General features: G+C 67.7%; 25 protein-coding genes. 13 read left to right on the top strand and 12 right to left on the bottom strand.

Going from position 1 to position 22,292, the window contains the following annotated elements; translation table 11 throughout:
- Positions 1 to 345 precede the first annotated feature (345 nt).
- The 5 genes from AB0N89_RS16045 to AB0N89_RS16025 all read left to right on the top strand — a co-directional run bounded on the left by AB0N89_RS16045 (position 346) and on the right by AB0N89_RS16025 (position 4,485).
- A complete protein-coding gene (locus AB0N89_RS16045) occupies positions 346 to 738 on the top strand; it encodes a hypothetical protein (RefSeq protein WP_364204984.1) in 393 nt (130 codons plus the stop codon).
- Positions 739 to 1,068: 330 nt separating this feature from the next.
- Complete coding sequence (sdhC, locus tag AB0N89_RS16040) at positions 1,069 to 1,512, top strand: succinate dehydrogenase, cytochrome b556 subunit (protein WP_073847418.1); 444 nt, start codon at positions 1,069 to 1,071, stop codon at positions 1,510 to 1,512.
- Positions 1,513 to 1,514: 2 nt separating this feature from the next.
- Positions 1,515 to 1,928, top strand: coding sequence for a succinate dehydrogenase hydrophobic membrane anchor subunit (locus AB0N89_RS16035; RefSeq protein WP_005165555.1), 414 nt, complete (start codon positions 1,515 to 1,517; stop codon positions 1,926 to 1,928).
- A 32-nt stretch (positions 1,929 to 1,960) separates the two neighbouring features.
- Positions 1,961 to 3,715, top strand: a complete 1,755-nt coding sequence (sdhA, locus tag AB0N89_RS16030; protein WP_364204982.1) for a succinate dehydrogenase flavoprotein subunit — start codon at positions 1,961 to 1,963, stop codon at positions 3,713 to 3,715.
- Entirely contained in the window at positions 3,715 to 4,485 is a 771-nt protein-coding gene (locus AB0N89_RS16025) for a succinate dehydrogenase iron-sulfur subunit (RefSeq protein ID WP_005165560.1), read from the top strand. Before sdhA ends, AB0N89_RS16025 begins: the two co-directional genes overlap by 1 nt.
- 95 nt (positions 4,486 to 4,580) lie before the next feature.
- On the opposite strand, the gene AB0N89_RS16020 is transcribed toward AB0N89_RS16025, so the two are convergent.
- Together AB0N89_RS16020 and AB0N89_RS16015 are read right to left on the bottom strand one after the other, a co-directional pair.
- Positions 4,581 to 5,993 (bottom strand): S8 family serine peptidase, encoded by a 1,413-nt coding sequence (locus AB0N89_RS16020; RefSeq protein ID WP_364204980.1) that lies wholly within the window; start codon positions 5,991 to 5,993, stop codon positions 4,581 to 4,583.
- A gap of 78 nt (positions 5,994 to 6,071) precedes the next feature.
- Positions 6,072 to 6,326: a hypothetical protein gene (locus tag AB0N89_RS16015; protein WP_364204979.1), complete on the bottom strand. Its 255-nt coding sequence runs from the start codon at positions 6,324 to 6,326 to the stop codon at positions 6,072 to 6,074.
- A 43-nt stretch (positions 6,327 to 6,369) separates the two neighbouring features.
- On the opposite strand from AB0N89_RS16015, the gene AB0N89_RS16010 reads away from it, so the two are divergent.
- Complete coding sequence (locus tag AB0N89_RS16010) at positions 6,370 to 7,608, top strand: D-alanyl-D-alanine carboxypeptidase family protein (RefSeq protein WP_364204977.1); 1,239 nt, start codon at positions 6,370 to 6,372, stop codon at positions 7,606 to 7,608.
- A gap of 4 nt (positions 7,609 to 7,612) precedes the next feature.
- On the opposite strand, the gene AB0N89_RS16005 is transcribed toward AB0N89_RS16010, so the two are convergent.
- Positions 7,613 to 8,635 (bottom strand): YhjD/YihY/BrkB family envelope integrity protein, encoded by a 1,023-nt coding sequence (locus AB0N89_RS16005; protein ID WP_364204975.1) that lies wholly within the window; start codon positions 8,633 to 8,635, stop codon positions 7,613 to 7,615.
- Positions 8,636 to 8,676: 41 nt separating this feature from the next.
- A complete protein-coding gene (trpS, locus tag AB0N89_RS16000; RefSeq protein ID WP_364204973.1) occupies positions 8,677 to 9,696 on the bottom strand; it encodes a tryptophan--tRNA ligase in 1,020 nt (339 codons plus the stop codon).
- Between the two features lie 163 nt (positions 9,697 to 9,859).
- On the opposite strand from trpS, the gene AB0N89_RS15995 reads away from it, so the two are divergent.
- A complete protein-coding gene (locus AB0N89_RS15995; RefSeq protein ID WP_364204971.1) occupies positions 9,860 to 10,606 on the top strand; it encodes a serine protease in 747 nt (248 codons plus the stop codon).
- A 551-nt stretch (positions 10,607 to 11,157) separates the two neighbouring features.
- On the opposite strand, the gene AB0N89_RS15990 is transcribed toward AB0N89_RS15995, so the two are convergent.
- Positions 11,158 to 11,487 carry a hypothetical protein gene (locus AB0N89_RS15990; RefSeq protein WP_364205008.1) on the bottom strand — a complete coding sequence of 110 codons (330 nt, stop codon included), beginning with the start codon at positions 11,485 to 11,487 and terminating at the stop codon, positions 11,158 to 11,160.
- Positions 11,488 to 11,888: 401 nt separating this feature from the next.
- Between AB0N89_RS15990 and AB0N89_RS15985 the strand changes: the two genes are divergently transcribed.
- Complete coding sequence (locus AB0N89_RS15985; protein ID WP_364204969.1) at positions 11,889 to 12,776, top strand: glycoside hydrolase family 19 protein; 888 nt, start codon at positions 11,889 to 11,891, stop codon at positions 12,774 to 12,776.
- 59 nt (positions 12,777 to 12,835) lie between these two features.
- Here AB0N89_RS15985 and AB0N89_RS15980 read toward each other — a convergent pair whose 3' ends face one another.
- Positions 12,836 to 13,333, bottom strand: a complete 498-nt coding sequence (locus tag AB0N89_RS15980; RefSeq protein WP_364204967.1) for a MarR family transcriptional regulator — start codon at positions 13,331 to 13,333, stop codon at positions 12,836 to 12,838.
- A 65-nt stretch (positions 13,334 to 13,398) separates the two neighbouring features.
- On the opposite strand from AB0N89_RS15980, the gene AB0N89_RS15975 reads away from it, so the two are divergent.
- Positions 13,399 to 13,899: a cupin domain-containing protein gene (locus tag AB0N89_RS15975; protein ID WP_364204965.1), complete on the top strand. Its 501-nt coding sequence runs from the start codon at positions 13,399 to 13,401 to the stop codon at positions 13,897 to 13,899.
- Here AB0N89_RS15975 and AB0N89_RS15970 read toward each other — a convergent pair.
- Together AB0N89_RS15970 and AB0N89_RS15965 are read right to left on the bottom strand one after the other, a co-directional pair.
- On the bottom strand, positions 13,893 to 14,768 hold the full coding sequence (locus AB0N89_RS15970; RefSeq protein ID WP_364204963.1) for a hypothetical protein: 876 nt from the start codon (positions 14,766 to 14,768) through the stop codon (positions 13,893 to 13,895). The genes AB0N89_RS15975 and AB0N89_RS15970 overlap by 7 nt on opposite strands.
- Before the next feature lie 25 nt (positions 14,769 to 14,793).
- Positions 14,794 to 15,600: an exodeoxyribonuclease III gene (locus AB0N89_RS15965; protein ID WP_364204961.1), complete on the bottom strand. Its 807-nt coding sequence runs from the start codon at positions 15,598 to 15,600 to the stop codon at positions 14,794 to 14,796.
- A gap of 56 nt (positions 15,601 to 15,656) precedes the next feature.
- On the opposite strand from AB0N89_RS15965, the gene AB0N89_RS15960 reads away from it, so the two are divergent.
- On the top strand, positions 15,657 to 16,400 hold the full coding sequence (locus tag AB0N89_RS15960; protein WP_364204959.1) for an MBL fold metallo-hydrolase: 744 nt from the start codon (positions 15,657 to 15,659) through the stop codon (positions 16,398 to 16,400).
- A gap of 59 nt (positions 16,401 to 16,459) precedes the next feature.
- On the opposite strand, the gene AB0N89_RS15955 is transcribed toward AB0N89_RS15960, so the two are convergent.
- On the bottom strand, positions 16,460 to 16,765 hold the full coding sequence (locus tag AB0N89_RS15955; RefSeq protein ID WP_364204957.1) for an SH3 domain-containing protein: 306 nt from the start codon (positions 16,763 to 16,765) through the stop codon (positions 16,460 to 16,462).
- A 189-nt stretch (positions 16,766 to 16,954) separates the two neighbouring features.
- A complete protein-coding gene (locus AB0N89_RS15950; RefSeq protein WP_364204955.1) occupies positions 16,955 to 18,178 on the bottom strand; it encodes an NADP-dependent isocitrate dehydrogenase in 1,224 nt (407 codons plus the stop codon).
- 241 nt (positions 18,179 to 18,419) lie between these two features.
- On the opposite strand from AB0N89_RS15950, the gene AB0N89_RS15945 reads away from it, so the two are divergent.
- The 3 genes from AB0N89_RS15945 to AB0N89_RS15935 all read left to right on the top strand — a co-directional run bounded on the left by AB0N89_RS15945 (position 18,420) and on the right by AB0N89_RS15935 (position 20,613).
- On the top strand, positions 18,420 to 18,929 hold the full coding sequence (locus tag AB0N89_RS15945) for a hypothetical protein (RefSeq protein WP_364204954.1): 510 nt from the start codon (positions 18,420 to 18,422) through the stop codon (positions 18,927 to 18,929).
- 82 nt (positions 18,930 to 19,011) lie between these two features.
- The gene (locus AB0N89_RS15940; RefSeq protein WP_364204952.1) at positions 19,012 to 19,596 is read left to right on the top strand and encodes a hypothetical protein; all 585 of its coding nucleotides are present in this window, start codon (positions 19,012 to 19,014) and stop codon (positions 19,594 to 19,596) included.
- Between the two features lie 21 nt (positions 19,597 to 19,617).
- A complete protein-coding gene (locus tag AB0N89_RS15935) occupies positions 19,618 to 20,613 on the top strand; it encodes a DUF2203 family protein (RefSeq protein ID WP_364204950.1) in 996 nt (331 codons plus the stop codon).
- 13 nt (positions 20,614 to 20,626) lie between these two features.
- Here the strand turns inward: AB0N89_RS15935 and AB0N89_RS15930 are convergent, their stop codons facing one another.
- On the bottom strand, positions 20,627 to 21,514 hold the full coding sequence (locus tag AB0N89_RS15930) for an alpha/beta fold hydrolase (protein WP_364204948.1): 888 nt from the start codon (positions 21,512 to 21,514) through the stop codon (positions 20,627 to 20,629).
- A 119-nt stretch (positions 21,515 to 21,633) separates the two neighbouring features.
- On the bottom strand, positions 21,634 to 22,248 hold the full coding sequence (locus tag AB0N89_RS15925; protein ID WP_364204946.1) for a LysE/ArgO family amino acid transporter: 615 nt from the start codon (positions 22,246 to 22,248) through the stop codon (positions 21,634 to 21,636).
- Positions 22,249 to 22,292 lie beyond the last annotated feature (44 nt).

Below are 22,292 nucleotides of genomic sequence, written 5' to 3'. Positions count from 1 at the left end.
ACGGCCGCTTTGCTGCCATAGGAAAGGCACGCTACGTAACACAAACGTTTACTCATCAGTCGTAATTGCGACGAATGGAGTACTCACGGTGATCACGACGGAGCAATCGGGACGCGCGCCCGGCGCCGATCGCGCGAGAACCGGCCGATCCGAGGCATCGCCGACGGAAGCGGAGCGGCGGCAGACATGTCCACCGATGTCACTACCCACAGTGAACAACCCCGACAAGCTCTCGACCAGGCGATCGGCCACTATCCGGTGAGATATTCACCAAGTGTGGACGCTCCTTGTTGTCGAGTGTTAGACCGGATTCGCAGCATCCGTCTCACACCCGGGGAGGGGTAAATGAGCGTCACACGAAGCAAGATCGCCAGGATCGTCACCGTGGCTTCACTGGCCGCGGTCATGACAGCACTGCACATGGGCGTCGCGTCCGCCACGACGCAAGCGGATCGCGTCGCCTGCAACGGCCCTGGAACGGACATGAACAAGGTGACCGTGTTCGCCGACAGTCTCAACGGCTGGTGCATCAGCGGCGAGGGCGTCTACGACTTCGCCCCGGTCAAGCTGGACAACATCCACAGCATCTGCGCCGGCGACCACAACATCGTCGTGAACTACGTGTCGACGGGCCCGAACGATCCGAACGTCTACACGAACACCCTGGCCTTGTACGAGTGCGAGTCGTTCTCGCCCGACTTGTGGGCCGTGACCAAGGTGACGCGAAACCTGCCCTGAGCGAGCACGCCGAGGCCGAAAGATCCCTGGTGGGCCGCGTCGATACCCGAGTATCGACGCGGCCCACCGACATAGGTCCACAGTGGACGAACCGGTGAGTTACCCACCCGCGTCACTCGATCGTGCGAGGCCCTCGATGTCTGGTCCATCACACAGAGGAACCCGGAGGTGAGCCCACCGTGAGGTGCGGGTCTAGCATCCTGTTATCCACGCTCGATGACCATGATCTCGGCACCGTCGCCGGAGCCGTCCCCAGGTGGACGTCCCGGCGGCAGGCGCGGAAACCAGCGGTCAGCGGGCCCAAGCCATGACGTTGGAGGCCGTTCACCGATGTCCACCACGGCTAGCACCGCCACCGAGGCGGCCGCGAGCGATCGGGCGGGTGCCTCACGCCGGCAAGGGACGTTCTACCGGGGCGACCCCGGTATGTGGTCCTGGGTGCTGCACCGCATCACCGGCGTGCTGACATTCTTCTTCCTTTTCGTGCACGTGCTCGACACCGCGCTCGTGCGCGTGTCGCCGGACACGTACAACGAGGTCATCGAGACCTACAAGACCCCGCTGGTCAACCTCCTCGAGGTCGGCCTCGTCGGCGCGGTGCTGTTCCACGCGCTCAACGGCATCCGGGTCATGCTGGTCGACTTCTGGGAGAAGGGTCCCAAGTTCCAGAAGCCGATGCTCTGGACGATCCTGGCCATCTGGGTCGTGGTGATGATTCCGGGCGCCTTCTTCATGATGAAGCGCACCGTCGAGACGCTGTTCGGGGGTAACTGACCATGGCTGAACTCGCTCTCGAGCGCCCGCGCGCCCCGAAGCGCGCCGCCGCCCGCCGCAGCAACTTCGAGCTCTACAGCTGGCTGTTCATGCGCATCTCGGGCCTCGCCCTGATCGTGCTGGTGCTCGGCCACCTGTTCATCATGAACATCCTCGACGGCGGCGTGCACCGCATCAACTGGGGCTTCGTCGCCGGCCGCTGGGCCTCGCCGTTCTGGCAGTTCTGGGACCTGTCGATGCTGTGGCTCGCCGAGATCCACGGCGGCAACGGGCTGCGCACGATCATCGACGACTACGCCCGCAAGGACAGCACCCGGTTCTGGCTGAAGATCGTGCTCTACGTCTCGATGGTGCTGATCCTCGCCGTCGGCACGATGGTGATCTTCACCTTCGATCCCGGCATCTCGGCCAACTGACGCCCCACCACACACGTAAAGCGGAGTTCTCCATGCAGTTCCACAAGTACGACGTGGTGATCGTCGGCGCCGGTGGCGCCGGCATGCGCGCGGCCATCGAATCCGGCCAGCGTGCCCGCACCGCGGTCCTCACCAAGCTCTACCCGACGCGTTCGCACACCGGCGCCGCCCAGGGCGGCATGTGCGCCGCGCTGGCGAACGTCGAAGAGGACAACTGGGAGTGGCACACCTTCGACACGATCAAGGGCGGCGACTACCTGGTCGACCAGGACGCCGCCGAGATCATGGCGAAGGAAGCCATCGACGCGGTCCTCGACCTCGAGAAGATGGGCCTGCCGTTCAACCGGACGCCCGAAGGCAAGATCGACCAGCGCCGCTTCGGCGGGCACACCCGTGACCACGGCAAGGCCGCGGTGCGCCGCGCCTGCTACGCCGCGGACCGCACCGGGCACATGATCCTGCAGACGCTGTACCAGAACTGCGTCAAGCACGGCACCGAGTTCTTCAACGAGTTCTACGTGCTCGACCTGGTCCTGACCCCGGACGAGGACGGCAACCCGGCCGCTTCCGGCGTCGTCGCCTACGAGCTGGCGACCGGCGAGCTGCACGTCTTCCAGGCGAAGTCGATCGTGTTCGCCACCGGCGGCGCGGGCAAGATCTTCAAGACGACGTCGAACGCGCACACCCTCACCGGTGACGGCCTCGGCATCATCTTCCGCAAGGGCCTGCCCCTGGAGGACATGGAGTTCTTCCAGTTCCACCCGACAGGTCTCGCCGGGCTCGGCATCCTCATCTCCGAGGCCGTGCGCGGTGAAGGCGGCATCCTCCGCAACGCAGACGGCGAGCGGTTCATGGAGCGCTACGCCCCCACCATCAAGGACCTCGCGCCGCGCGACATCGTCGCCCGGTCGATGGTGCAGGAAGTGCTGCAGGGCCGCGGTTGCGGGCCGAACAAGGACTACGTCGTCCTCGACGTCACGCACATCCCGGAAGAGACCTTGAACGCGAAGCTCCCGGACATCATGGAGTTCTCGCGGACGTACCTGGGCGTCGACCCGGTGACGGAGCCGGTGCCGGTGTTCCCGACCTGCCACTACGTGATGGGCGGAATCCCGACCAACATCCACGGCGAAGCGTTGCGGGACAACGAAAACGTCATCCCCGGCCTGTACGCCGCTGGCGAGGTCGCGTGCGTGTCCGTGCACGGTTCGAACCGGCTCGGCACCAACTCGCTGCTGGACATCAACGTCTTCGGCCGTCGCGCCGGCATCGCCGCCGCGGAGTACGCGCTGGCGCACGAGCACATCGAGCTGCCGGAGAACCCGACCCGCGTGGTGGAAGAGCAGCTGTCGCTGCTGCTTTCGGAACACGGTGACGAGCGCGTCGCCGACATCCGCACCGAGCTGCAGAAGACGATGGACTCACACGCTTCGGTGTACCGCACGGAGGACACCCTGAAGCAGGCGCTGACCGACGTGCAGGCGCTGAAGGAGCGGTACGAGCGGATCACCGTGTCGGACAAGGGGAAGCGGTACAACACCGACGTCCTCGAGGCCGTCGAGCTGGGCTTCCTGCTCGAACTCGCCGAGGTCCTGGTCGTCGGCGCCCTGGCGCGCAAGGAGTCCCGCGGCGGGCACGCGCGCGAGGACTACCCGAACCGCGACGACACGAACTTCATGCGGCACACCATGGCCTACAAGCAGGGCGACGGCCTGTCGGCGGACGTCCGGCTCGACTACAAGCCGGTGACCTTCACCCGCTACGAACCGATGGAGCGGAAGTACTGATGACCACGGCAACCCCCGAGAAGTCGGAGGCCGTGTCCTCCGACCACACGCCGATCACCGTCACGCTGAAGATCCTGCGGTTCAACCCCGAGGTCGACACCGAGCCGCACTGGGAGTCCTACGACGTCCCCGCGCAGCGCACCGACCGGCTGCTGAACCTGCTTTTCTACGTGAAGGACTACATCGACGGGACGTTCTCGTTCCGCCGCTCGTGCGCGCACGGCGTCTGCGGGTCCGACGCGATGCAGATCAACGGCATCAACCGGCTGGCGTGCAAGGTCCTGATGAAGGACCTGCTGTCGCAGGACGGCAAGAAGACGACGATCACCATCGCGCCGATCAAGGGTCTGACCACGCTCAAGGACCTTTACGTCGACATGGACCCGTTCTTCGAGGCGTACCGTGCGGTGAAGCCGTACCTGATCGCCTACGGGAACGAGCCCACGCGCGAGCGGATCCAGTCGCAGGCCGACCGCGACCGGTTCGACGACACGACCAAGTGCATCCTGTGCGCCTGCTGCACGTCCTCGTGCCCGGTGTACTGGAACGACGGCTCGTACTTCGGCCCCGCCGCGATCGTCAACGCGCACCGGTTCATCTTCGACTCGCGTGACGAAGGCGCCGAAGAGCGCCTGGACATCCTGAACGACTCCGAGGGCGTTTGGCGCTGCCGGACGACGTTCAACTGCACCGACGCCTGCCCGCGCGGCATCCAGGTGACGAAGGCGATCCAGGAAGTGAAGCGCGCCCTCCTCTTCAAGCGCGTCTGACCCTCCCGCTGCTGCACTACGCAAGTCCGTGAAGGCCTCCTTGAGGGACCCTGGGTCCCTCAAGGAGGCCTTCACGGACTTGGCAGAGAACCTGCCTACTTGACCGCGTCCAGGGCGTTGACCCGGCCGTGTCCGTAGTAGGAGTTGTCCTTAGCCGGGCCTTCGCAGACCGGAGCCTCGGTGCCGCAAGCGATCGCGTCGGCCTGGTGCTCCAGCAGCCAGGTCAGCAGCTGCGGCGGAGCATGGCGGTAGCGGGACGCCAGCAGCGCGGCGACACCGGCGGCGTGCGGCGACGCCATCGACGTACCGCACTTGGTGCCGTAAGCGCCGTTGAAGATGGTCGACAGCGGGCAACCGGCACCCTGTCCGGCGGGCGGCAGCTGGGCACGATCGCCGCCGGGAGCGGTGACCGAGACGTCGTTGCCGAAGTTGCTGTACGACGACTTCGAGCCCGCGTAGCCGATGGCCGAAACGGTCACGACGCCGTCGATGGCCTTGGGCAGGATGCCGCAGCTCGAGTCGACCGGGTGCGGCCGGTTCGGGTCGGTGGTCTGCTTGTCCGGGTCGAAGCCGCTGTTGCCCGCGGCGGCGACGTTCAGCACGCCACGGCCGGTCGAGTAGGCCACCGCGCGGCGGACGGCCTCGTACGCGGCCGCGTCGCCCGGCTCCTTCGAGCAGTAGAACATGCCCGGGTCGATGTAGTAGCTGTTGTTCGTGACCTGGAAGCGGTGCTTCGCCGCCCACATGAACCCGCACACGGCGGCTTCGGGGAGGATCAGGCCGTCGTCGTTCACGACCTTCACCGACGCCAGCTTGACGCCGGGCGCGATGCCCGTGAAGCCGCGTGCGGTGTCCTTGCCCGCGATGGTGCCGGCGACGTGCGTGCCGTGGTCGGAGTTCGTCGGCGCCCACGCGGCGGGCGTGGTGTCGGGCGCGCCGGTGTTGCAGCCCGCGGACGCCTTCGGGTCGATTGCCGCCTTCAGCGCGGGGTGGGTGGGCTCGATGCCCGAGTCCAGCACGCCGACGGTCACCGAACGGCTGCCACCGGAGACCTTGTTCGCCTCGGGAGCCTGGATGGCCCGCATGTCCCACTGCTGGGCCGAGAGGTCCTCTTCGGCCGCGACGCTGGTGGTCTCTTCGCTCTCCTTGGTGTCGACCACGGCGGAGCGGGTCGACCGGGACGAGGCCGCCGGCGGGAACGCCACGTCACGGCCGCCCGAGTAGGCGCGGAAGACGCCGATCTTCTCCTGGAAGTCGGCGTTGCGCGAGGTCGCCACCGCGACCCCGATCTCCGGGTAGTACGCGACCTTCTCGCCGCACTTGGCGCGCAGCTCGGTGTCGACCTTGCGCTCCGGGGTACGCGGGTTGTAGAGCACCACGTAGTTGAACGGCGCGCTCGCGGTGTCGCACTGCGGCGCGGGCGCGGCGCTCGCCGACGGGGCCACGAACACACTTCCCGCCGCCGCCGCGACGAGCGCGGGAACGAGCAGGCGTCTGATCCGGGACATTCCACCTCCATGATTCGGTGGAGTGAACCTAAGCGAGCGGAAGCCCGCCCACCACCGTCAAAAGGACGACAAACCGGATCAGGCGTCAGCCTTTTCCGCGTTCCGTGACTTGGCGCCACGAAGCGTGCGCAAACCGATCAGGCCGATGACGGTGCCGAGCACGAACGAGACGACCGTCAGCACCGCGTGCACGATGAAGTAGGCGGTGGGCGAGCCGTCTGCCGCCCAGGCGCGGTCGCTGTCCCAGAGGTTCTTGGCGAACGTGATCCAGATGATCCACGACCACACGCCGAAACCCAGCAGGAACATCGAAGTACCTCGCGAAATGCGCATGCCCCTGAGTATGCAGCGAGCCCGGCGACGCTACATTGCTCGGGTGCACAGCGCTATCTCCCGGTCGCTCCTGGTCCTCGTCTCCGGTGTGCTCGCCCTCGCGGTGACGCCGGTGGCCACAGCCGCTCCGAAGCCACCAGCCCAGGCGCAGCCGTGCGCGAACAAGACGACGCCTCCCGCGCCGATCGACACCTCCGAGAAGCCGCGACCCGGCGAGGCGGTACCGGCGCCGCTGCCGGTCCCGCCGGTCCCGGTGGGCGGCGACCGGATGGCCGAATGCGGGCTGGTGCTCCCGAAGCGTGCCCTGAACCCGCCGGAAGGCGACACCTCCGCGGCGTGGGTGCTCCAGGATCTCGACAACGGTGACGTCATCGCGGCGAAGGACCCGCACGCCCGTCAGCGGCCGGCGTCGCTGATCAAGGTCCTGCTCGGACTGGTCGTCGTCACCGAACTCCCGCCGGAGAAGGTCATCACTCCGACCAAAGAGGACGCCGAGCAGGAGTGCACCTGCGTCGGCATCGCCGCCGGCGGTCAGTACACAGTGGACCAGCTGCTGCACGGGCTGCTGATGCACTCCGGCAACGACGCGGCGCACGCGCTCTCCACCGTGCTCGGCGGCACCGACGCCACGGTCGCGAAGATGAACGCGCTGGCCGCCCGCATCGGCGCGACCGACACCCGCGCCGCGACACCGTCCGGACTCGACGGCCCGGGCATGTCGACCTCGGCCTACGACATGAGCCTGATCTTCCACTACGCGATGAAGAAGCCGGAATTCGCGCAGGTGGTCAAGACCAAGAGCTTCGAAATCCCGCCCACCGCGGGAAAGCCGGTCATCACGATCTACAACGACAACAAGCTCCTCGGCTCCTACCCGGGGTTCATCGGCGGCAAGACCGGCTTCACCGACGACGCGCGGCACACCTACGTCGGCGGCGCGCTCCAGAACGGGCACCGGGTCGCGGTCGTGATGCTCCGCGCCGAACAGCGTCCGACGCGAGTCGTCGAACAGGCGGCGAAGCTGCTCGACTACGGCATCGCGCTGCGCGAGGCCAAGGCCGAATCGGTCGGGCGCATCGAATACAAGGCGGCGGAAGCCGTGGACGCGGGCCAGGCGTCTGCCGCTCCGAACGCCGACAACGCGTCGAACAGTGGTGCCGCCGCGGCCGCGGACGACCCGTTCGGGGTGACCGGCTGGATCATCACGCTGGTCGTCTTCCTGATCATCGTGGCGTCGTTCGTCATCGGCCACCAGCGCAAGAAGGCCATGGCGGGCGAATAGGCGATCAGGACTTCCGGCGGCCGAACCAGCCCAGAAGCGCTCCGGTCGCGAAGGCCCCGCCGACGGCGCCGAGCCCCGGCCCCTGCTGAACGGTCACCCTCGGGTGGATCAGCACCGGGGCAGGCGGTTCGATGACCGTCTTCATGTTCTCCTTCGCCGTCGCCGTCCACGCGGTGACGAACAGCAGGAACCGCGAAACCAGATTCGCGAACACGAGAAGGCCGATCACCGGTCCGAACAGGGTGAACGCCGGCGATTTCGTGACGCTGCCGAGGTAAACGGTCGCGGCCTGCTGGAGCACGATGAAGCCGACGGCGGCGAAGATCGCGCCCTTCACCGCGCTGCGCAACGCGACGCGCTCACGGGGCAGCCTCGCGATGACCCACAGGAACACCAGGGTGTTCGCGAGCAGGCCGAGCAGGATCGTCGCGACCTTCAGCAGGAACCTGGCCCAGCCCTGGTTCTCCAAGCCGACCAGTTCGAGCAGGAAGCGTCCGACGCCGCTGCCCGCCGCGGTGAGGCCGAACGACACCACCAGCGCGAGACCGAGGCCGACGAGCGAAAGCAAGTCCTTGATGGTCGTCGAAACCAGCGGGAGCTTCTGCTTTTCTTGGCCCCATTGGGCGGTCAGCGCGTCCCGCAGGTTCGACATCCAGCCGATGCCGGAGTACAGGGCGAGCAGCAGGCCGAACACCCCGATGCCGCCGCCGGAGTCCAGCGCGGCCTGGATGATGCTGCCGACCAGATCGCTCAGCCCCTCCGGCACCGACTTCTTGATGCCGTCGACGAGCTGGTTCGTCACCACGGTGTCGCCCCGGAGCACCATCCCGATGATCGCGAAGGCGACCATCAGGATCGGGATCACCGAAAGCACACTGAAGTAGGTGATGGCGGCCGCGTAGTGGTTTCCGTAGCGCTCGGTGAACGCGTCGTTGGCCCGGATGAGGTGATCGAGCCAGCCGTACTTCCGCCTCAGGCGCGGTAACAGCTTGTCCTCTTCCGGCTTCGCGCCGTCATCTTTCGCCACCGTCAAACGCTAACCACGCCTGGGCGGCACCGCAGCGCGAATCAGCCTGCCGGGGGAAGGAACCCGATGTTCTCGTAGACGTTCCGCAACGTCACCGAGGCGACTTCCCGCGCCCGTTGCGCACCGAGCGCCAACGCCTTGTCGAGCTCGGCGACGTCGTCCATGTAGGACTGGACGCGTTCCTGCACCGGCGTGGCCCACTCGACGAACGCCTCGGCGACGCCCTTCTTCAGGTCGCCGTAGCCCTTGCCCTCGTAGGCGGTGACGAGTTCGGCGACCGGCTGGTCGGTCAGCGCGGAGAGGATCGTCAGCAGGTTCGAGACACCCGGCTTGTTCTCGGTGTCGAAGACGATCTCGCGGCCGGTGTCGGTGACCGCCGACCGGACCTTCTTCGCCGACTTCTTCGGGTCTTCGAGCAGCTCGATGAGGCCGTTGCCGGTCGACGAGGACTTGCTCATCTTCGCGGTCGGGTCCTGCAGGTCGTAGATCTTCGCCGTGTCCTTGACGATGTGCGGCTCCGGCACGGTGAACGTCTTGCCGTAGCGGTTGTTGAAGCGCTGCGCGAGGTTGCGCGTCAGCTCCAGGTGCTGGCGCTGGTCCTCACCGACGGGGACCTCGTTCGCCTGGTACAGCAGGATGTCCGCGGCCTGCAGGACCGGGTAGGTGAACAGGCCGACGCTGGCGCGGTCGGTGCCCTGCTTCGCGGCCTTGTCCTTGAACTGCGTCATCCGGCTCGCCTCGCCGAACCCGGTCTGGCACTCCAGCACCCAGCTCAGCTGGGCGTGCTCGGGCACCTGGCTCTGCACGAACAGCGCGCTGCGGGCCGGGTCGACGCCGAGGGCGAGCAGCTGCGCGGCCGAGCGGCGCGTGCGGTCGCGCAGCACCTTCGGGTCCTGCTCGACGGTGATCGCGTGCAGGTCGACGACCATGTAGAAGGTCTCGTGGGTGTCCTGCAGCCGCACCCATTGCCGCAGCGCACCCAGGTAGTTGCCCAGGTGGAACGAGTCGGCGGTCGGCTGGATCCCGGAGAGCACACGCGGGCGCTTCAGTTCGTCGGACACGCCCGGATTCTGTCAGGCCGCGTCGTGGCGGGTCATCGGAGGTCACTCCCGCCGAACGGTCTAAACGGTTAAACGCCACATACTTCCGACGGTTATGGGCTCGGTGTCCGATTCCTAGCGTTCATGGCACCGGATCTTCCGGCCACACCGAAGGAGAACCCAGATGAAGGCACGATCCCTGCTGATGGGCTTGGCCATCGCGGCTGCGGCCGTGTTCACGCTCCCCGGCGTCGCGACGGCGGCCGAGCCCACCGGCGGCGTCCAGCCGAACATCGTCGGCGGCGGCAACGCGACCCAGGTCTACTCGTTCATGGTGTCCCAGCAGTCGAGCTCCGGTGGGCACCAGTGTGGTGGCTCACTGATCAGCTCGACCTGGGTGGTCACCGCGAAGCACTGTGGCACGCCGGCCCAGGTGCGCGTCGGGACCACGAACCGCACCAGCGGCGGCACCGTGGCCCGCGTGGCCCAGCGGATCGCCCACCCGAGCGCCGACCTGGCGCTGCTGCGACTCTCGTCGTCGGTTTCGCAGGCGCCGGTCACGATCGCCGACTCGTCCGGGGCCGTCGGCACCGCGACGCGGATCATCGGCTGGGGCCAGACCTGCGCCCCGCAGGGCGGCTGTGGCGCCCCGGTCACCCTGCAGCAGCTGGACACCTCGATCGTCGCCGACAACAAGTGCCTCGGGATCAGCGGCGCGAGCGAGATCTGCACCAACAACCCCGGTGGGAACAAGGGCGCCTGCTACGGCGACTCGGGCGGCCCGCAGGTGAAGCAGGTCAACGGTGTCTGGCAGCTGATCGGCGCCACCAGCCGCGCCGGGAACAACAGCAGCACCTGCGCGACCGGGCCGTCGATCTACGTGGACGTCCCCTACTTCCGCAGCTGGATCCGCAGCAACGCCGGAGTCTGACCCGGTTCCCGCGTCGCCCCACCGCCCCCTGGGGCGGCGCGGTCCCAGCCGGTTCAGCAACGAACCGTGCGGAAGTTCGAAGAGCCGCTCCAGCAGCGCGACCGCCTTCAGGGAGTCGCACCGCTCGGGGCGGCTTCTTCCGGTCCGCCAGTAGCTCAAGGTCGCGACACTGATCCGGACGCCTTGCTGGGCGAGCCGGTGGCGGATCCGGTCGAGTCCGAGGCCGCTGTCCGCTATCGCCTGGTCCAGGGCCCGGGGGAAAGGATCACCGGGCCGGCTGCGACGTTGCGTCACCGTCATGCACCCGAGCGTGGCGATCGCCGCCCGCCTAAACAATCCGGGCCGGACTAGGTGTCCCTACCCAAGAAATCCGCCGCGTCGACTTTCGCGGCCTAATCTCGATCCGCCCTCCCCCGGCGCGGACCCGACTTTCGCGGGCTAATCGCGATCCGGAGGCTCCGAGGCCAGAGCGACTTTCGCGGGCTAATCGCGATCCGGGGACCGAAGCGCGTTTAGCGGGCTAAACGCGAGTCGGGGCGTGGGAGTGCAGGTCAGGGGCGCTGCTGGCGGGCGAGGGCGTCGTCGGTGAGGACGGCCTCCGCCATGGCTGCGACGTGCGGGGTGGCGGGCTGGACCGGGGCGGCGGGAGCGGGGGCGGCAGCGGCCGTGCGGGCCTTCCGGCGCTGACGGAACACACCGAAGGCCATGCCGACGACGCCGAGCGCGACGGCGACCAGGCCGACCGGGCCCAGAAGACCGAACGCCATCTCCGAGCGCGACGTCGCTTCCGCGGCCGACGCCGGGACAGCGCCCGCGACGAGCAGCGCGATCGGGATCGCGATGACCGACGCGGCCCTGGCCGCGGGCAGGGCCGAGCGCATCAGGAGATGAACTGGGTTCCGCACCGGAGTGCCTCCCGTGACGTGACTTTGCCGAACCGGAACGCTAACCCGAAAGAGTGAGCATTTCCAGGCTGCTGGTCAAAAAACTACCGAGCGTGTCAAGACCTGTGGGTTCTGATCAACTCGGGGCACGAGACTAGCCCCTCACAGGGGGGATCTTTCGAGCACCCCTCTCCTCTGAGTTGCCGTGCGCGGAAACGGTTTCTGACAAAACCGGACAGGGTTAGGCCGTTCGGATGTCACCACACGGCCGAACAGGCACGATCCGACTTTCCCCGGTTGGTTTCTTGTGCGCAATGGTCTATACCTGTTGGCCATACCCCTTAAAAGGTATAGACCAATATCTCCCTGCATGGTCCCCTCGTACGAAGGAGCCACCGATGTCTCTTCGACGTATTCTCGCGGCGGTCGCCGCCACCTTCGCGGCCACCGCGGTCGCCGTGGTCGTCCCGGCCCAGTCCGCCTCCGCCGCGACCTGCACGACGCCGTGGAACGCGAGTTCGGTCTACCAGGGCGGCAACACCGCCTCGCACAACGGGCACAACTGGTCCGCGAAGTGGTGGACGCAGAACGAAACCCCAGGTACGGCGCAGGTCTGGTCCGATCAGGGCGCCTGCGGCGGCGGTACGACCAACCCGCCGAACCCGTCCGCCTTCGTGGTCAGCGAAGCACAGTTCAACCAGATGTTCCCGGGCCGGAACTCCTTCTACACCTACAGCGGCCTGGTCACCGCCCTCAGCGCGTACCCGGCCTTCGCGGGCACGGGCAGCGACACCGTGAAGAAGCAGGAAGCGGCCGCCTTCCTGGCGAACGTCAGCCACGAGACCGGTGGCCTGGTCTACATCGTCGAGCAGAACGAAGCCAACTACCCGCACTACTGCGACACGAGCCAGTCCTACGGCTGCCCGGCGGGCAACGCCGCGTACTACGGCCGCGGCCCGATCCAGCTGAGCTGGAACTTCAACTACAAGGCCGCCGGCGACGCGCTGGGCCTGCCACTGCTGACCAACCCGTGGCTGGTGCAGAACGACGCGGCGGTCGCCTGGAAGACCGGCATCTGGTACTGGATGACCCAGAACGGACCGGGCACGATGACCCCGCACGACGCGATGGTCAACGGCCGCGGCTTCGGTGAGACCATCCGCAGCATCAACGGCAGCATCGAGTGCAACGGCGGCAACCCCGGCCAGGTGCAGAGCCGCGTGAGCAAGTACCAGCAGTTCACCGGGATCCTCGGCGTCGACCCCGGCGGCAACCTGTCCTGCTGACCCCGTTCAGGAAATGAAGGGGCCCTTCGCCGCAGCTGACGCGGCGAAGGGCCCCTTCGTCATTCGAGAGAGCCCAGGAGCCTCCGCAGCGCCCCATCCAGGACTTCGAGGTCACCACCCAGCGGCGAGAGCAGCGTCGCGACGTTCGCCGCGTGCTCGGTCATCGCGGCGTCGACGACTTCGAACCCGCGCTCGGTCAGCGTGACCCGGAAGCTGCGCCGGTCCTCGGGGTCGAGCGCCCGCTCGACCAGGCCGGCCGACTCCAGCCTGTCGATCCGGCTGGTCATCCCGGCCCGCGACATCATCAGCGTCGCGGACAGCTCCGACGGGATCAGCGTGTACGGCTTCCCAGATCGCCTGAGCGCCGCGAGCACGTCGAACTCGCCCTGTTTCAAGCCGTGCTTCGCGAACACGGCCTCCACCATCGGCGTGGTCAGCATCGTCACGCGACCGAGTCGTCCGGCGACCCCGATCGCGGTCAAGTCCAGTTCCGGTCGTTCCCGCCGCCAGGCGCCGACCACGTCGTCGATCGCGTCGGCGTTCCGCTCTTCACTCACATCCGGCAGTCTATTCGACGGAAGATAGTTTGACAGCGAACTATCAGCGGTGGAACTATCAAGTCATGACACAGAGCATCGAAACCCGCGAACCCGTCCTCGTCCGCGCCGCCGAAGCCGAGACCGTCGGCGCGGCGCCCACCCTCGTCACCCTGCTCGCCGACGTCTCGACGACGGGCGGGGTCATGAGCAGCGCGAGAACACGACTGGGCGTCGGCGCCGACGGCGCCACGCCGCATTACCACACCGGCTCGTCCGAGATGTTCTTCATGCTCGGCGGAAAGCTGGAAGTCCTTGTGGGAGAAGAGATCGTCACCGTTTCCGAGGGCGACATGCTCGTCGTCCCCCCGCTGATGACACACGCGTTCCGCGCGACCATGGACTCAGCCGCGGACGTGCTGATCGTGTTCATCCCCGGCGTGGAGCGGTTCGACTACTTCCGCCTGCTGGAGAAAGTCGGCCACGGCAAGGCGACCGTCCAGGATCTCTTGGACAGCCAGGAAAAGTTCGACAACCACTTCGTCGAAAGTCCAGTGTGGACGGAGACCGCGAAGTCCCGTCAGTAACCGCGCGGCGGATATCCCGGCGGCGGCCCGTACGGCCCCGGCTGCGGATAACCCTGAGGCGGATACCCGGGCTGCGGATACTGCGGCGGGTACTGGGGGTGCGGATACTGCGGCTGCGGGTACTGGGGCGGTGGATATCCGGGCTGCTGCGGATAAGGCGGCTGGAGCGGGTACTGCTGCTGATACCCGGGGTTCTGCGGCGGATACGGCGGTGGCGCGGCGGGCTGCCCGCCACCGAGGTGGAACGGCAGCAGCGACACCAGGTTCCCGAGATGTCCCAGCGTCAAGAGGACATCGTCCGGCTTGGTCCGGCCGAACGTCGGATTCTCGACGTAGACCAGTTCCGCGCCCACCAGCGACCAGCTGTGCAGCTTCGACGACCGCATCGCGGCGGCGACCTGTGGCGTCAGCACGCCGGCCGCGACGTTCGGATCGGTGTCGATCAGCTTGTACCAGCGGTTGAACTTCCGGTCCGCCGTGGCGGGCTCGGGGTACTGGTCGACGTCCCAAGCGGCTTCGATGCTCGACACGATCTGGAAGTTCGGCATCGGCGCGGGCAGGGTGACCACCCAGACCGTGTCGATGGAGATCGTGTCGAGCTCGTTGACCTTCTTGTTGGTCCACCGCGTGTGCACGCTCGTGACCGTCGGGCGGCGGTGGTAGTCGAAGACGCTGAACCGAAGCCCGTTGTACACGCCGCTCAGCGCGCCGAACGCCATCCGCTTGTCGCCGCGCTGATTGAACGGCAGCACCGTCCAGCGCTCCAGGAGGTTCGGCGCGTCCGGGCTGAACTCCCACCCGTACTGGCCGGACATCGCGTAGCGCTCGGCGTTGGTCGCCTCGATCCGCCTGGCTTCGTTCGTCTCCATCGCAGCCCCCAGGTCTCCCGGCGGGTCAGCCGGAGTACGTCGCCGTCACCGGCGCGTGGTCGGACCAGCGCTGATCGTACGATTCGGCGCGCTCGACCACGATCGACGTGCACCGCTCGGCCAGGCCGGGGGTAGCGATCTGGCAGTCGATGCGCCAGCCCGAGTCGTTGTCGAACGCCTTCCCGCGGTACGACCACCAGGTGTACGGACCGGGGCCTTCGGGGTCGAGTTTGCGCTGCACGTCGACGTACCCCGCCTCGGTGAACACGCGGCCGAGCCACTCCCGCTCCTCCGGCAGGAAGCCGGAGCTCTTCTGGTTCCCGCGCCAGTTCTTCAGGTCGGTCTTCTCGTAGGCGATGTTCCAGTCCCCCACGACGACGACCTCGCGGCCACCGGCCTCGGCCTTGGCGCGCAGGTCGACGAGATACGGCAGGAACGCCGCCATGAAGCGCTCCTTCTCGTCCTGGCGCGGGGTGCCGACGTCGCCGCTGGGCAGGTACAGGCTCGCGACCACGACGTTGGGCAGGTGGATCTCGGCGTAGCGGCCGCTGTCCTCGAATTCGGGCTCGCCGAAACCGATGCGGACCTCGTCCGGCTCGGCCCGGCTGAAGAGCATGACGCCGTTGCGCCCCTTCTGCGCCGAGGGCGCGTGCACCACGTGCCAGCCTTCGGGCGCGGCGGCGCCGGCCGGCAGCTCCTTGAGCTCGGCCCGGACCTCCTGGCAGGCGACGACGTCGGCCTTCGTCGAGCCCAGCCACTCGACGAAGCCCTTTTTCGCGGCGGCACGGAGGCCGTTGACATTCACAGTGGAGACGGTCAGCACCCATCGCACGCTACCCGGAGGGTCCGACAGAACCATCGGCGAGTTCGCTCTGCGAGACTGCGCGCATGAGCGAGCTGACCGTGCTGGGCAGCTGCGGCGCCTGGCCGGAACCGGGGCGGGCCTGCGCCGGGTTCCTCCTGGTCCACGACGGTTTCAAGCTGGTGCTCGACCTCGGCTACGGGGCCGCGTCACGGCTGTTCGAACACGCCCCCGAGGGCCGGGTCGACGCGGTGGTCGTGACGCATGAACATCCCGATCACTGCGCCGACGTGAGCGCGCTCGGCCGTGCGCGCGCCTACGGGCTGCCGGACGAGCCGAGAATCCCGCTGCACTGCACGCCGGGCACGGTGCGGCGGCTCGAGGCGATGGAACCCCGGCCGCATCCGACGACGATCTTCGATGTGTCCGACCTCAGCCCGCCGCGCGAGGTCGGGCCGTTCCGGATGACGACGTTCCTGCTGCCGCACCACGTGCCGAATCACGGGGTCCGGCTGAGCGCGCCCGGGCTGACCGTCGCGTACACCGGCGACAGCGGGCCCAGCCCGATCCTGGCCGAGCTGGCGCGCGACGCCGATCTGCTCATCGCGGACGCGACGTTGCAGGGCCCGTCCCCCGACGAGACGCCGCGGCTCGTGTCGACGGCGGGCGAGGCCGGGTACTGGGCCGAGCGCGCAGGTGCCCGGCGGCTGCTGCTGACCCACTTCTGGCCCGGCTCCGACCGCGCGGTCTCGGTCGCCGAGGCGCGCGAGGAGTTCCGGGGCGAGGTCCTCGCGGCCGAGGAAGGCACTCACTTCAGGTTCGCGGGCTAATCGCGATCCCGCAGGTCAGGGGCACGTCGCGTTTAGCGGGCTAAACTCGAAGCCGCAGGTCACGGCCCGCATTTGGAGCCTTCGACCGGGGGCGCGAACTGGGCCGAGACCCATTTGCCTTCCGCGATCTTGCGGAAGCCGTTCTCGACCACCGGCTGCGCGTCGATCTTCGCGTCCTTGACGTACTTGCCGACGATCTTCTGTCCGCCGGGGATGTCGCGCGCGTTGAGCACGTCGGCCGTCACCACGACCTGGCAACCGGTCGGGCTCGATGCGCTCGACTCCCTGTCCTGTCCCGAGATGGCGACGACGACGATCAGCGCCGCGCCGGCGCCGAGGAACAAGACCGGTTTCGAGATGGCCATGATGGTCACTCCTCGAACAAGGGAATTGTTTTCTGTCCGGTCCAGAGTGGCAGAAGCCGGGGCGGCCGCCCAGATCCCGGATTGCCAACCACCCGGAGGCGCCAACCGGGAAGCGGCCGTACTACCCACCGTCACAACGCGAGAAGGCCCCCTTCCACCAGGGAAGGAGGCCTTCAGGCGCTAAGAGACTCAGCCCTGGGCGATCTTCTTCGCCAGGTTGGCGTCCAGCGTCGCGAGGAACTCCTCGGTGGTCTGGAACGCCTGCTCCTTGCTGATCAGCAGGGCGAGGTCCTTGGTCATCTTGCCGCTCTCGACGGTCTCGATGACGACCTGCTCCAGCTTGTTCGCGAACCCGATCAGCTCCGGGTTCGAGTCCAGCTTGCCGCGGTGCTCGAGACCCCGGGTCCACGCGAAGATCGACGCGATCGGGTTGGTCGAGGTCGGCTTGCCCTGCTGGTGCTGACGGTAGTGCCGGGTGACCGTGCCGTGCGCGGCCTCGGCCTCGACGGTCTTGCCGTCCGGGGTGCGCAGCACGGACGTCATCAGGCCCAGCGAGCCGAAGCCCTGCGCGACCGTGTCGGACTGCACGTCACCGTCGTAGTTCTTGCAGGCCCAGACGTAGCCGCCCTCCCACTTCATCGCCGCAGCGACCATGTCGTCGATCAGGCGGTGCTCGTAGGAGATGCCCTTGGCGTCGAAGTCGGCCTTGAACTCGGCCTGGTAGATCTCCTCGAACACGTCCTTGAACATGCCGTCGTAGGCCTTGAGGATGGTGTTCTTGGTCGACATGTAGACCGGGTACTCCCGGTCGAGGCCGTACTGCAGCGAGGCGCGCGCGAAGTCCTCGATGGACTTGCGGTAGTTGTACATGCCCATGGCGACGCCGCCGCCCTCGGGGAACTTCGCGACGTCGAACTGCATCGGCTCGGAGCCGTCGTCCGGGGTGTAGCTGATGGTCAGCGTGCCGGGACCGGGGACCTTGAAGTTGGTCGCCTTGTACTGGTCGCCGTGCGCGTGACGGCCGATGATGATCGGCTTGGTCCAGCCGGGGACCAGACGCGGGATGTTCTGGATGACGATCGGCTCGCGGAAGATCACGCCGCCGAGGATGTTGCGGATCGTGCCGTTGGGCGAGAGCCACATCTTCTTCAGGCCGAACTCTTCGACGCGCGCCTCGTCCGGCGTGATGGTGGCGCACTTGACGCCGACGCCGTGCTTCTTGATCGCGTTGGCGGAGTCGATGGTGACCTGGTCGTCGGTGCGATCCCGCTCCTCGATGCCCAGGTCGTAGTACTCCAGGTCCACGTCCAGGTACGGGTGGATCAGCCTGTCCTTGATGAACTGCCAAATGATGCGGGTCATCTCATCGCCGTCGAGCTCGACGACGGTGCCCTGGACCTTGATCTTGGCCATGAGCAGCGGTGCTCCTTCCGCGGATCTTCGCGTTCTTCTTCAGTCTCTCCGGTAGCGGTACAAGCGTACTGCTTTACGGTCCTGGATGGTTCCAGTAGTGGTCGGTATCAAGTCTCCACGAGGCCGTTGTGACCGACGTCACCCGGTCGGACGACGGCCATCCGGCCGTCACGGGATCCCCGGAGACCGCGCCATCATCGAACCGCATCACTCAGCCGGCCACCGGAAGGGCGGTCCCCCCATGTCCACCAACCCCTACGCCGTGCCGCCGCACGAACAACCGTCGACGCCGGAGCCTTACCTGCAGCCTAGGCAAAGCGGCCGCGCCGTGCCCCGGGTGATCAGCGCGCTCGGCGGTCTCCTTCTCACGCCGGTCGCGCTCGGCCTGGTGATCTACGGCGGCTCGCGGCTGCAGCGGACGTACGCGCAGGCCTACACCGTCGGCGAGGACCCGCTGGGCTTGGCACTGCTGATCGTCGGTGGTCTGCTCCTGCTCGGCGTCGCGCTCTTCGGCGTGCTGTCCGGGCTCGGGCCGGTGCTCGGCGGGCTGATCTGGGGAGTGATTCCGGGACTGACCACACTCCTGGGCGGGACGAGCGTCATGAGCACCATGTACGACGTCGGCGGTCGCGAACTCGGCGTCGGCCTGGTGACCTGGCTGGTGATGGGCGCCCTGTTCGGAAGCGGGTTCCTGCTGATCGGCGCGGGCCTGGTCGGGACCCTGACCCGGCGCCGCTCAAATCGCGTTTAGCGGGCTAAACGCGATCCGCGAAGATCGAAGTGAACCGAAGGGGCCTCACGTCCGTAGTCCGCTTCAGGGAGGTGGCCCGCCCATGTCATCGCATCGGTACGTCGCCAAGTACGACGACGAGGACTACCAGGAGTACGGCGAGTACGAGCAGCCCAAGGACCCGCGAAGGCCGTACGAGGACGTCGAGTCGTACGAACCGTACGAGCCCTTCGAAGACGACGTGGAGACCGAAGACCCCCGTGCGGGCCGAGGCGTGCGTCGCGTCCTCAGCGGCGCGGGCGGCCTGATCCTGACGCCGGTCGCCCTCGGTCTGCTGTCCTGGGGCGGCCTGCGGCAGCAGATGCTCATCCAAGCGACGCTGAGCACCCAGCGTGACGTCCTCAGCATCAGCCTGCTGGCGGGCGGCGGGATCCTGCTGCTGGCGGTCGGCCTGCTCGGCGCGCTCTCGGCGACCGGCCCGATCCTCGGCGGTCTCGTCTGGGGCGTCGCACCCGGCGTGGCCGCCGCGGCGGTCCCCGAATGGGGCTTCCGGCTCATGAAGTACCTGCCACAGAACGACGTCACCTACGGCGTCACGAGCTGGCTGTTCATCGGCGGCCTGCTCGGGACGGGCTTCCTGTTGGTCGGCGCGGGCCTCGCGTCGAGACTCGCCCGGCGGCGCCGCTGAGCGGGCTGGGACCATCGGCGCATGGGATTGTTCACCGTTCCTGAAGCCCGCGCCGAGCTCGCCCGGCTACGCCCCGTGCTCGACGAGCTCGTCCGCCTCCGCGCCGACGCGGCCGAACTCGCCGCGTCCCTGCGCCCGGGCGGGCGCGAGACCGGACTCGGCGGGATGCCGGAGTGGAAGGCCGCGCAGGCCCGGCTGGACGATCTGATGACCACCGTCCAGCGGACCGGCGCGGAGCTGAAGGGTTTCGCCCCGCTCCTGGTCGATTTCCCCGCCGAACTCGACGGCGTCGACGTCCTGCTGTGCTGGCTCGAAGGCGATCCCGAGCTGTGCTGGTATCACCGTGTCGACCTGGGTTTCGCCGGTCGCCGCCGCCTCCCGGATAGGGTCGCCGCCGTGACCGAGGAGATCGCGGCCGGCCTGTTCGACGGCATCGCCGCACACTACGACGAAGACACCTTTCACGGCCTTGTCGCCGAAGCGCTCGTCGACGGCCTCGGCAGTACGGCTCCCGAACGCGTTCTCGATGTCGCGACCGGCACCGGCGTGGCCGCGTTCGTCGCGCTGCGCCTGGAGCCGGGCGAAGTGCTCGCGATCGACATCTCGCCGGGCATGATCGCCCAGGCCGAGACGAAGGCGGCGACTCGCGATCCCGGCAAGGTCATCACCTGGCAGGTCGCTTCGGCGGTTCCGTCACCTGTCGAGGACGAAGGCGCCGACGCCGTACTGTGCGCGTCTTCGCTGCACTTCCTGGGTGCGGCCGCGCTTCGCGACTGGCTGCGGGCGCTGCGCCCGGGCGGGCGGGTCGGCTTCAGCCTGCCGCTGGCGTCGGCGTTCCGGCCGTCGGAGGCGTTCGCCGCGATCGTCCCCACCGACCTGAAACTGCCGGAAACCGAGGACGACGCGGCGGAACTGGCCTCCGAAGCGGGCTTCACCGAGGTGACCGTGAAGCGCCTCGACGTCGAGTCCGAGGACAGGGTCCGGTCGGTGTTCGTGGTGCACGCGACCAAACCCTGATCCCTGCAGCGTCCTACAGCGGTGCGAAGAACGGCACGCACTTCGGCGCGGGCGCGCCTTCCGGGTCGAGCGCCTTGAGGATCAGGCCCGTCACGTTCGGGTCGATCGCCTGGCTCAAGTGCCCGGAGACGTCGACGCCGCACTTGTCCTGCAAGACGATGTCGGTCGTGCCCGGCTCGCCGAGCACACCGCTGGTGTACGGCGTGACCACTCGATCGTGGCGGCTCACGATGCTCGTGTAGGTCGGCCCCGGCACGCTCACCCCGCCGCGGGCGAGATCGTCGAGGAAGGCCGACGGCGCGAGGTATTCGCGGCACGCGCCGCATACGCCGTCGGCGAGCAGGTCGATGCCGGGCAGCGAAAGCACGGCCTTGGCCAGCCCGGAAAGGCCGTTGAGCGACGTTCCCTTGAAGTTCGAGCCGAAGCCGACGAAGTGCTTCACCTTCTTCGCGCCGCCCTCGAACTTGAGGTAGTACGCGGGCATCGTCGTGCCTTCGGAGTGCCCGACGATGTCGACCTTGTCCGCGCCGGTGCTCGACCGCACGCGGTCCACGAACGCGCCGAGTTCGACGGCGCTCTTCCGCATCGAGGCCATTCCGCCGAACAACTGTCCACCCAGGACGGTGCCGCCGTAGGTCAGCGAATAGACGCAGTAGCCCGCGTTCTTGAGCTTCGGCGCGTGATAGAACCAGTTGGTCGTCGCGTTGCCGCCGAGGCCGTGCACCAGCACGACGGGCTCGGGGTGGTTCGCACTGGGCTTGCACGACCAGTCGTTCCAGCCGCTCGACGGCGCCGCGCTCGCCACCGCCGGGACGGCGATCGTGAACGTCAGAGCCGCGACAAGCGTGGTGAGGATCTTCCTGGCCTTCGTGGCACCGCCGTTGGTGACCCGAGCCCGCATCCCTGCCTCCGGTTACTCGTCAGTATGTGATGCGAGTCATCATGCGTCACAAACCGACGGTCGGAACCAGGAGAAGAACCAGACTTGCGCGTCGCGTCTTGTGACGGATCACAAGACGCTCAGGCGCTGGCCACCAATGTCACCCCGAGGGCGATCATCGTCGCGGCGACCAGGCCGTCCAGCACCCGCCAGGACGACGGCTTGCGAAAGAACCCGCTGAGCAGCCTCGCGCCGAAGCCGAGCACGAGGAACCAGATCACGCTGGCCAGCACCGAACCGACGCCGAACGCCCAGCGCCCGCCGCCGTGTCCCGCCGCGATGGCGCCGAGCAGGAGCAGGGTGTCGAGATAGACGTGCGGGTTCAGCCAGGTGAGCGCCAGCGTCGTCAGCACGATGCGGCGCAGCGATCCGCCGGTCTCCGGTCCACCGGTTTCCAGCGCGGCCGGTTTGAACGCGCGACGGGCCGCGAGGGCGCCGTAACACAGCAGGAAAGCGCCGCCGACCAACGCGACGACGGTCAGCGCTTCGGGCGAAGCCCCTATCAGCGCGCCGACCCCACCGACGCCGAGGCTGACCAGGACGGCGTCCGAAAAGATGCAGATCAGCACCACCACGAGCACCGCTTCGCGCCGGATCCCCTGCCGCAGCACGAACGCGTTCTGCGCGCCGATCGCGACGATGAGGGCCATGGTGGCGCCGAATCCGGCGCCCGCGCTGAACAGAACGTCTCCCATACGGAGGACATTAGGAAGCGGATCGTCAACAGTACAGCTAAAGA

Origin of the sequence: Amycolatopsis sp. NPDC089917, from assembly GCF_040684635.1 — a bacterium.
GTDB lineage: Bacteria > Actinomycetota > Actinomycetes > Mycobacteriales > Pseudonocardiaceae > Amycolatopsis.
This window is presented reverse-complemented; position numbering and strand designations above follow the sequence as displayed.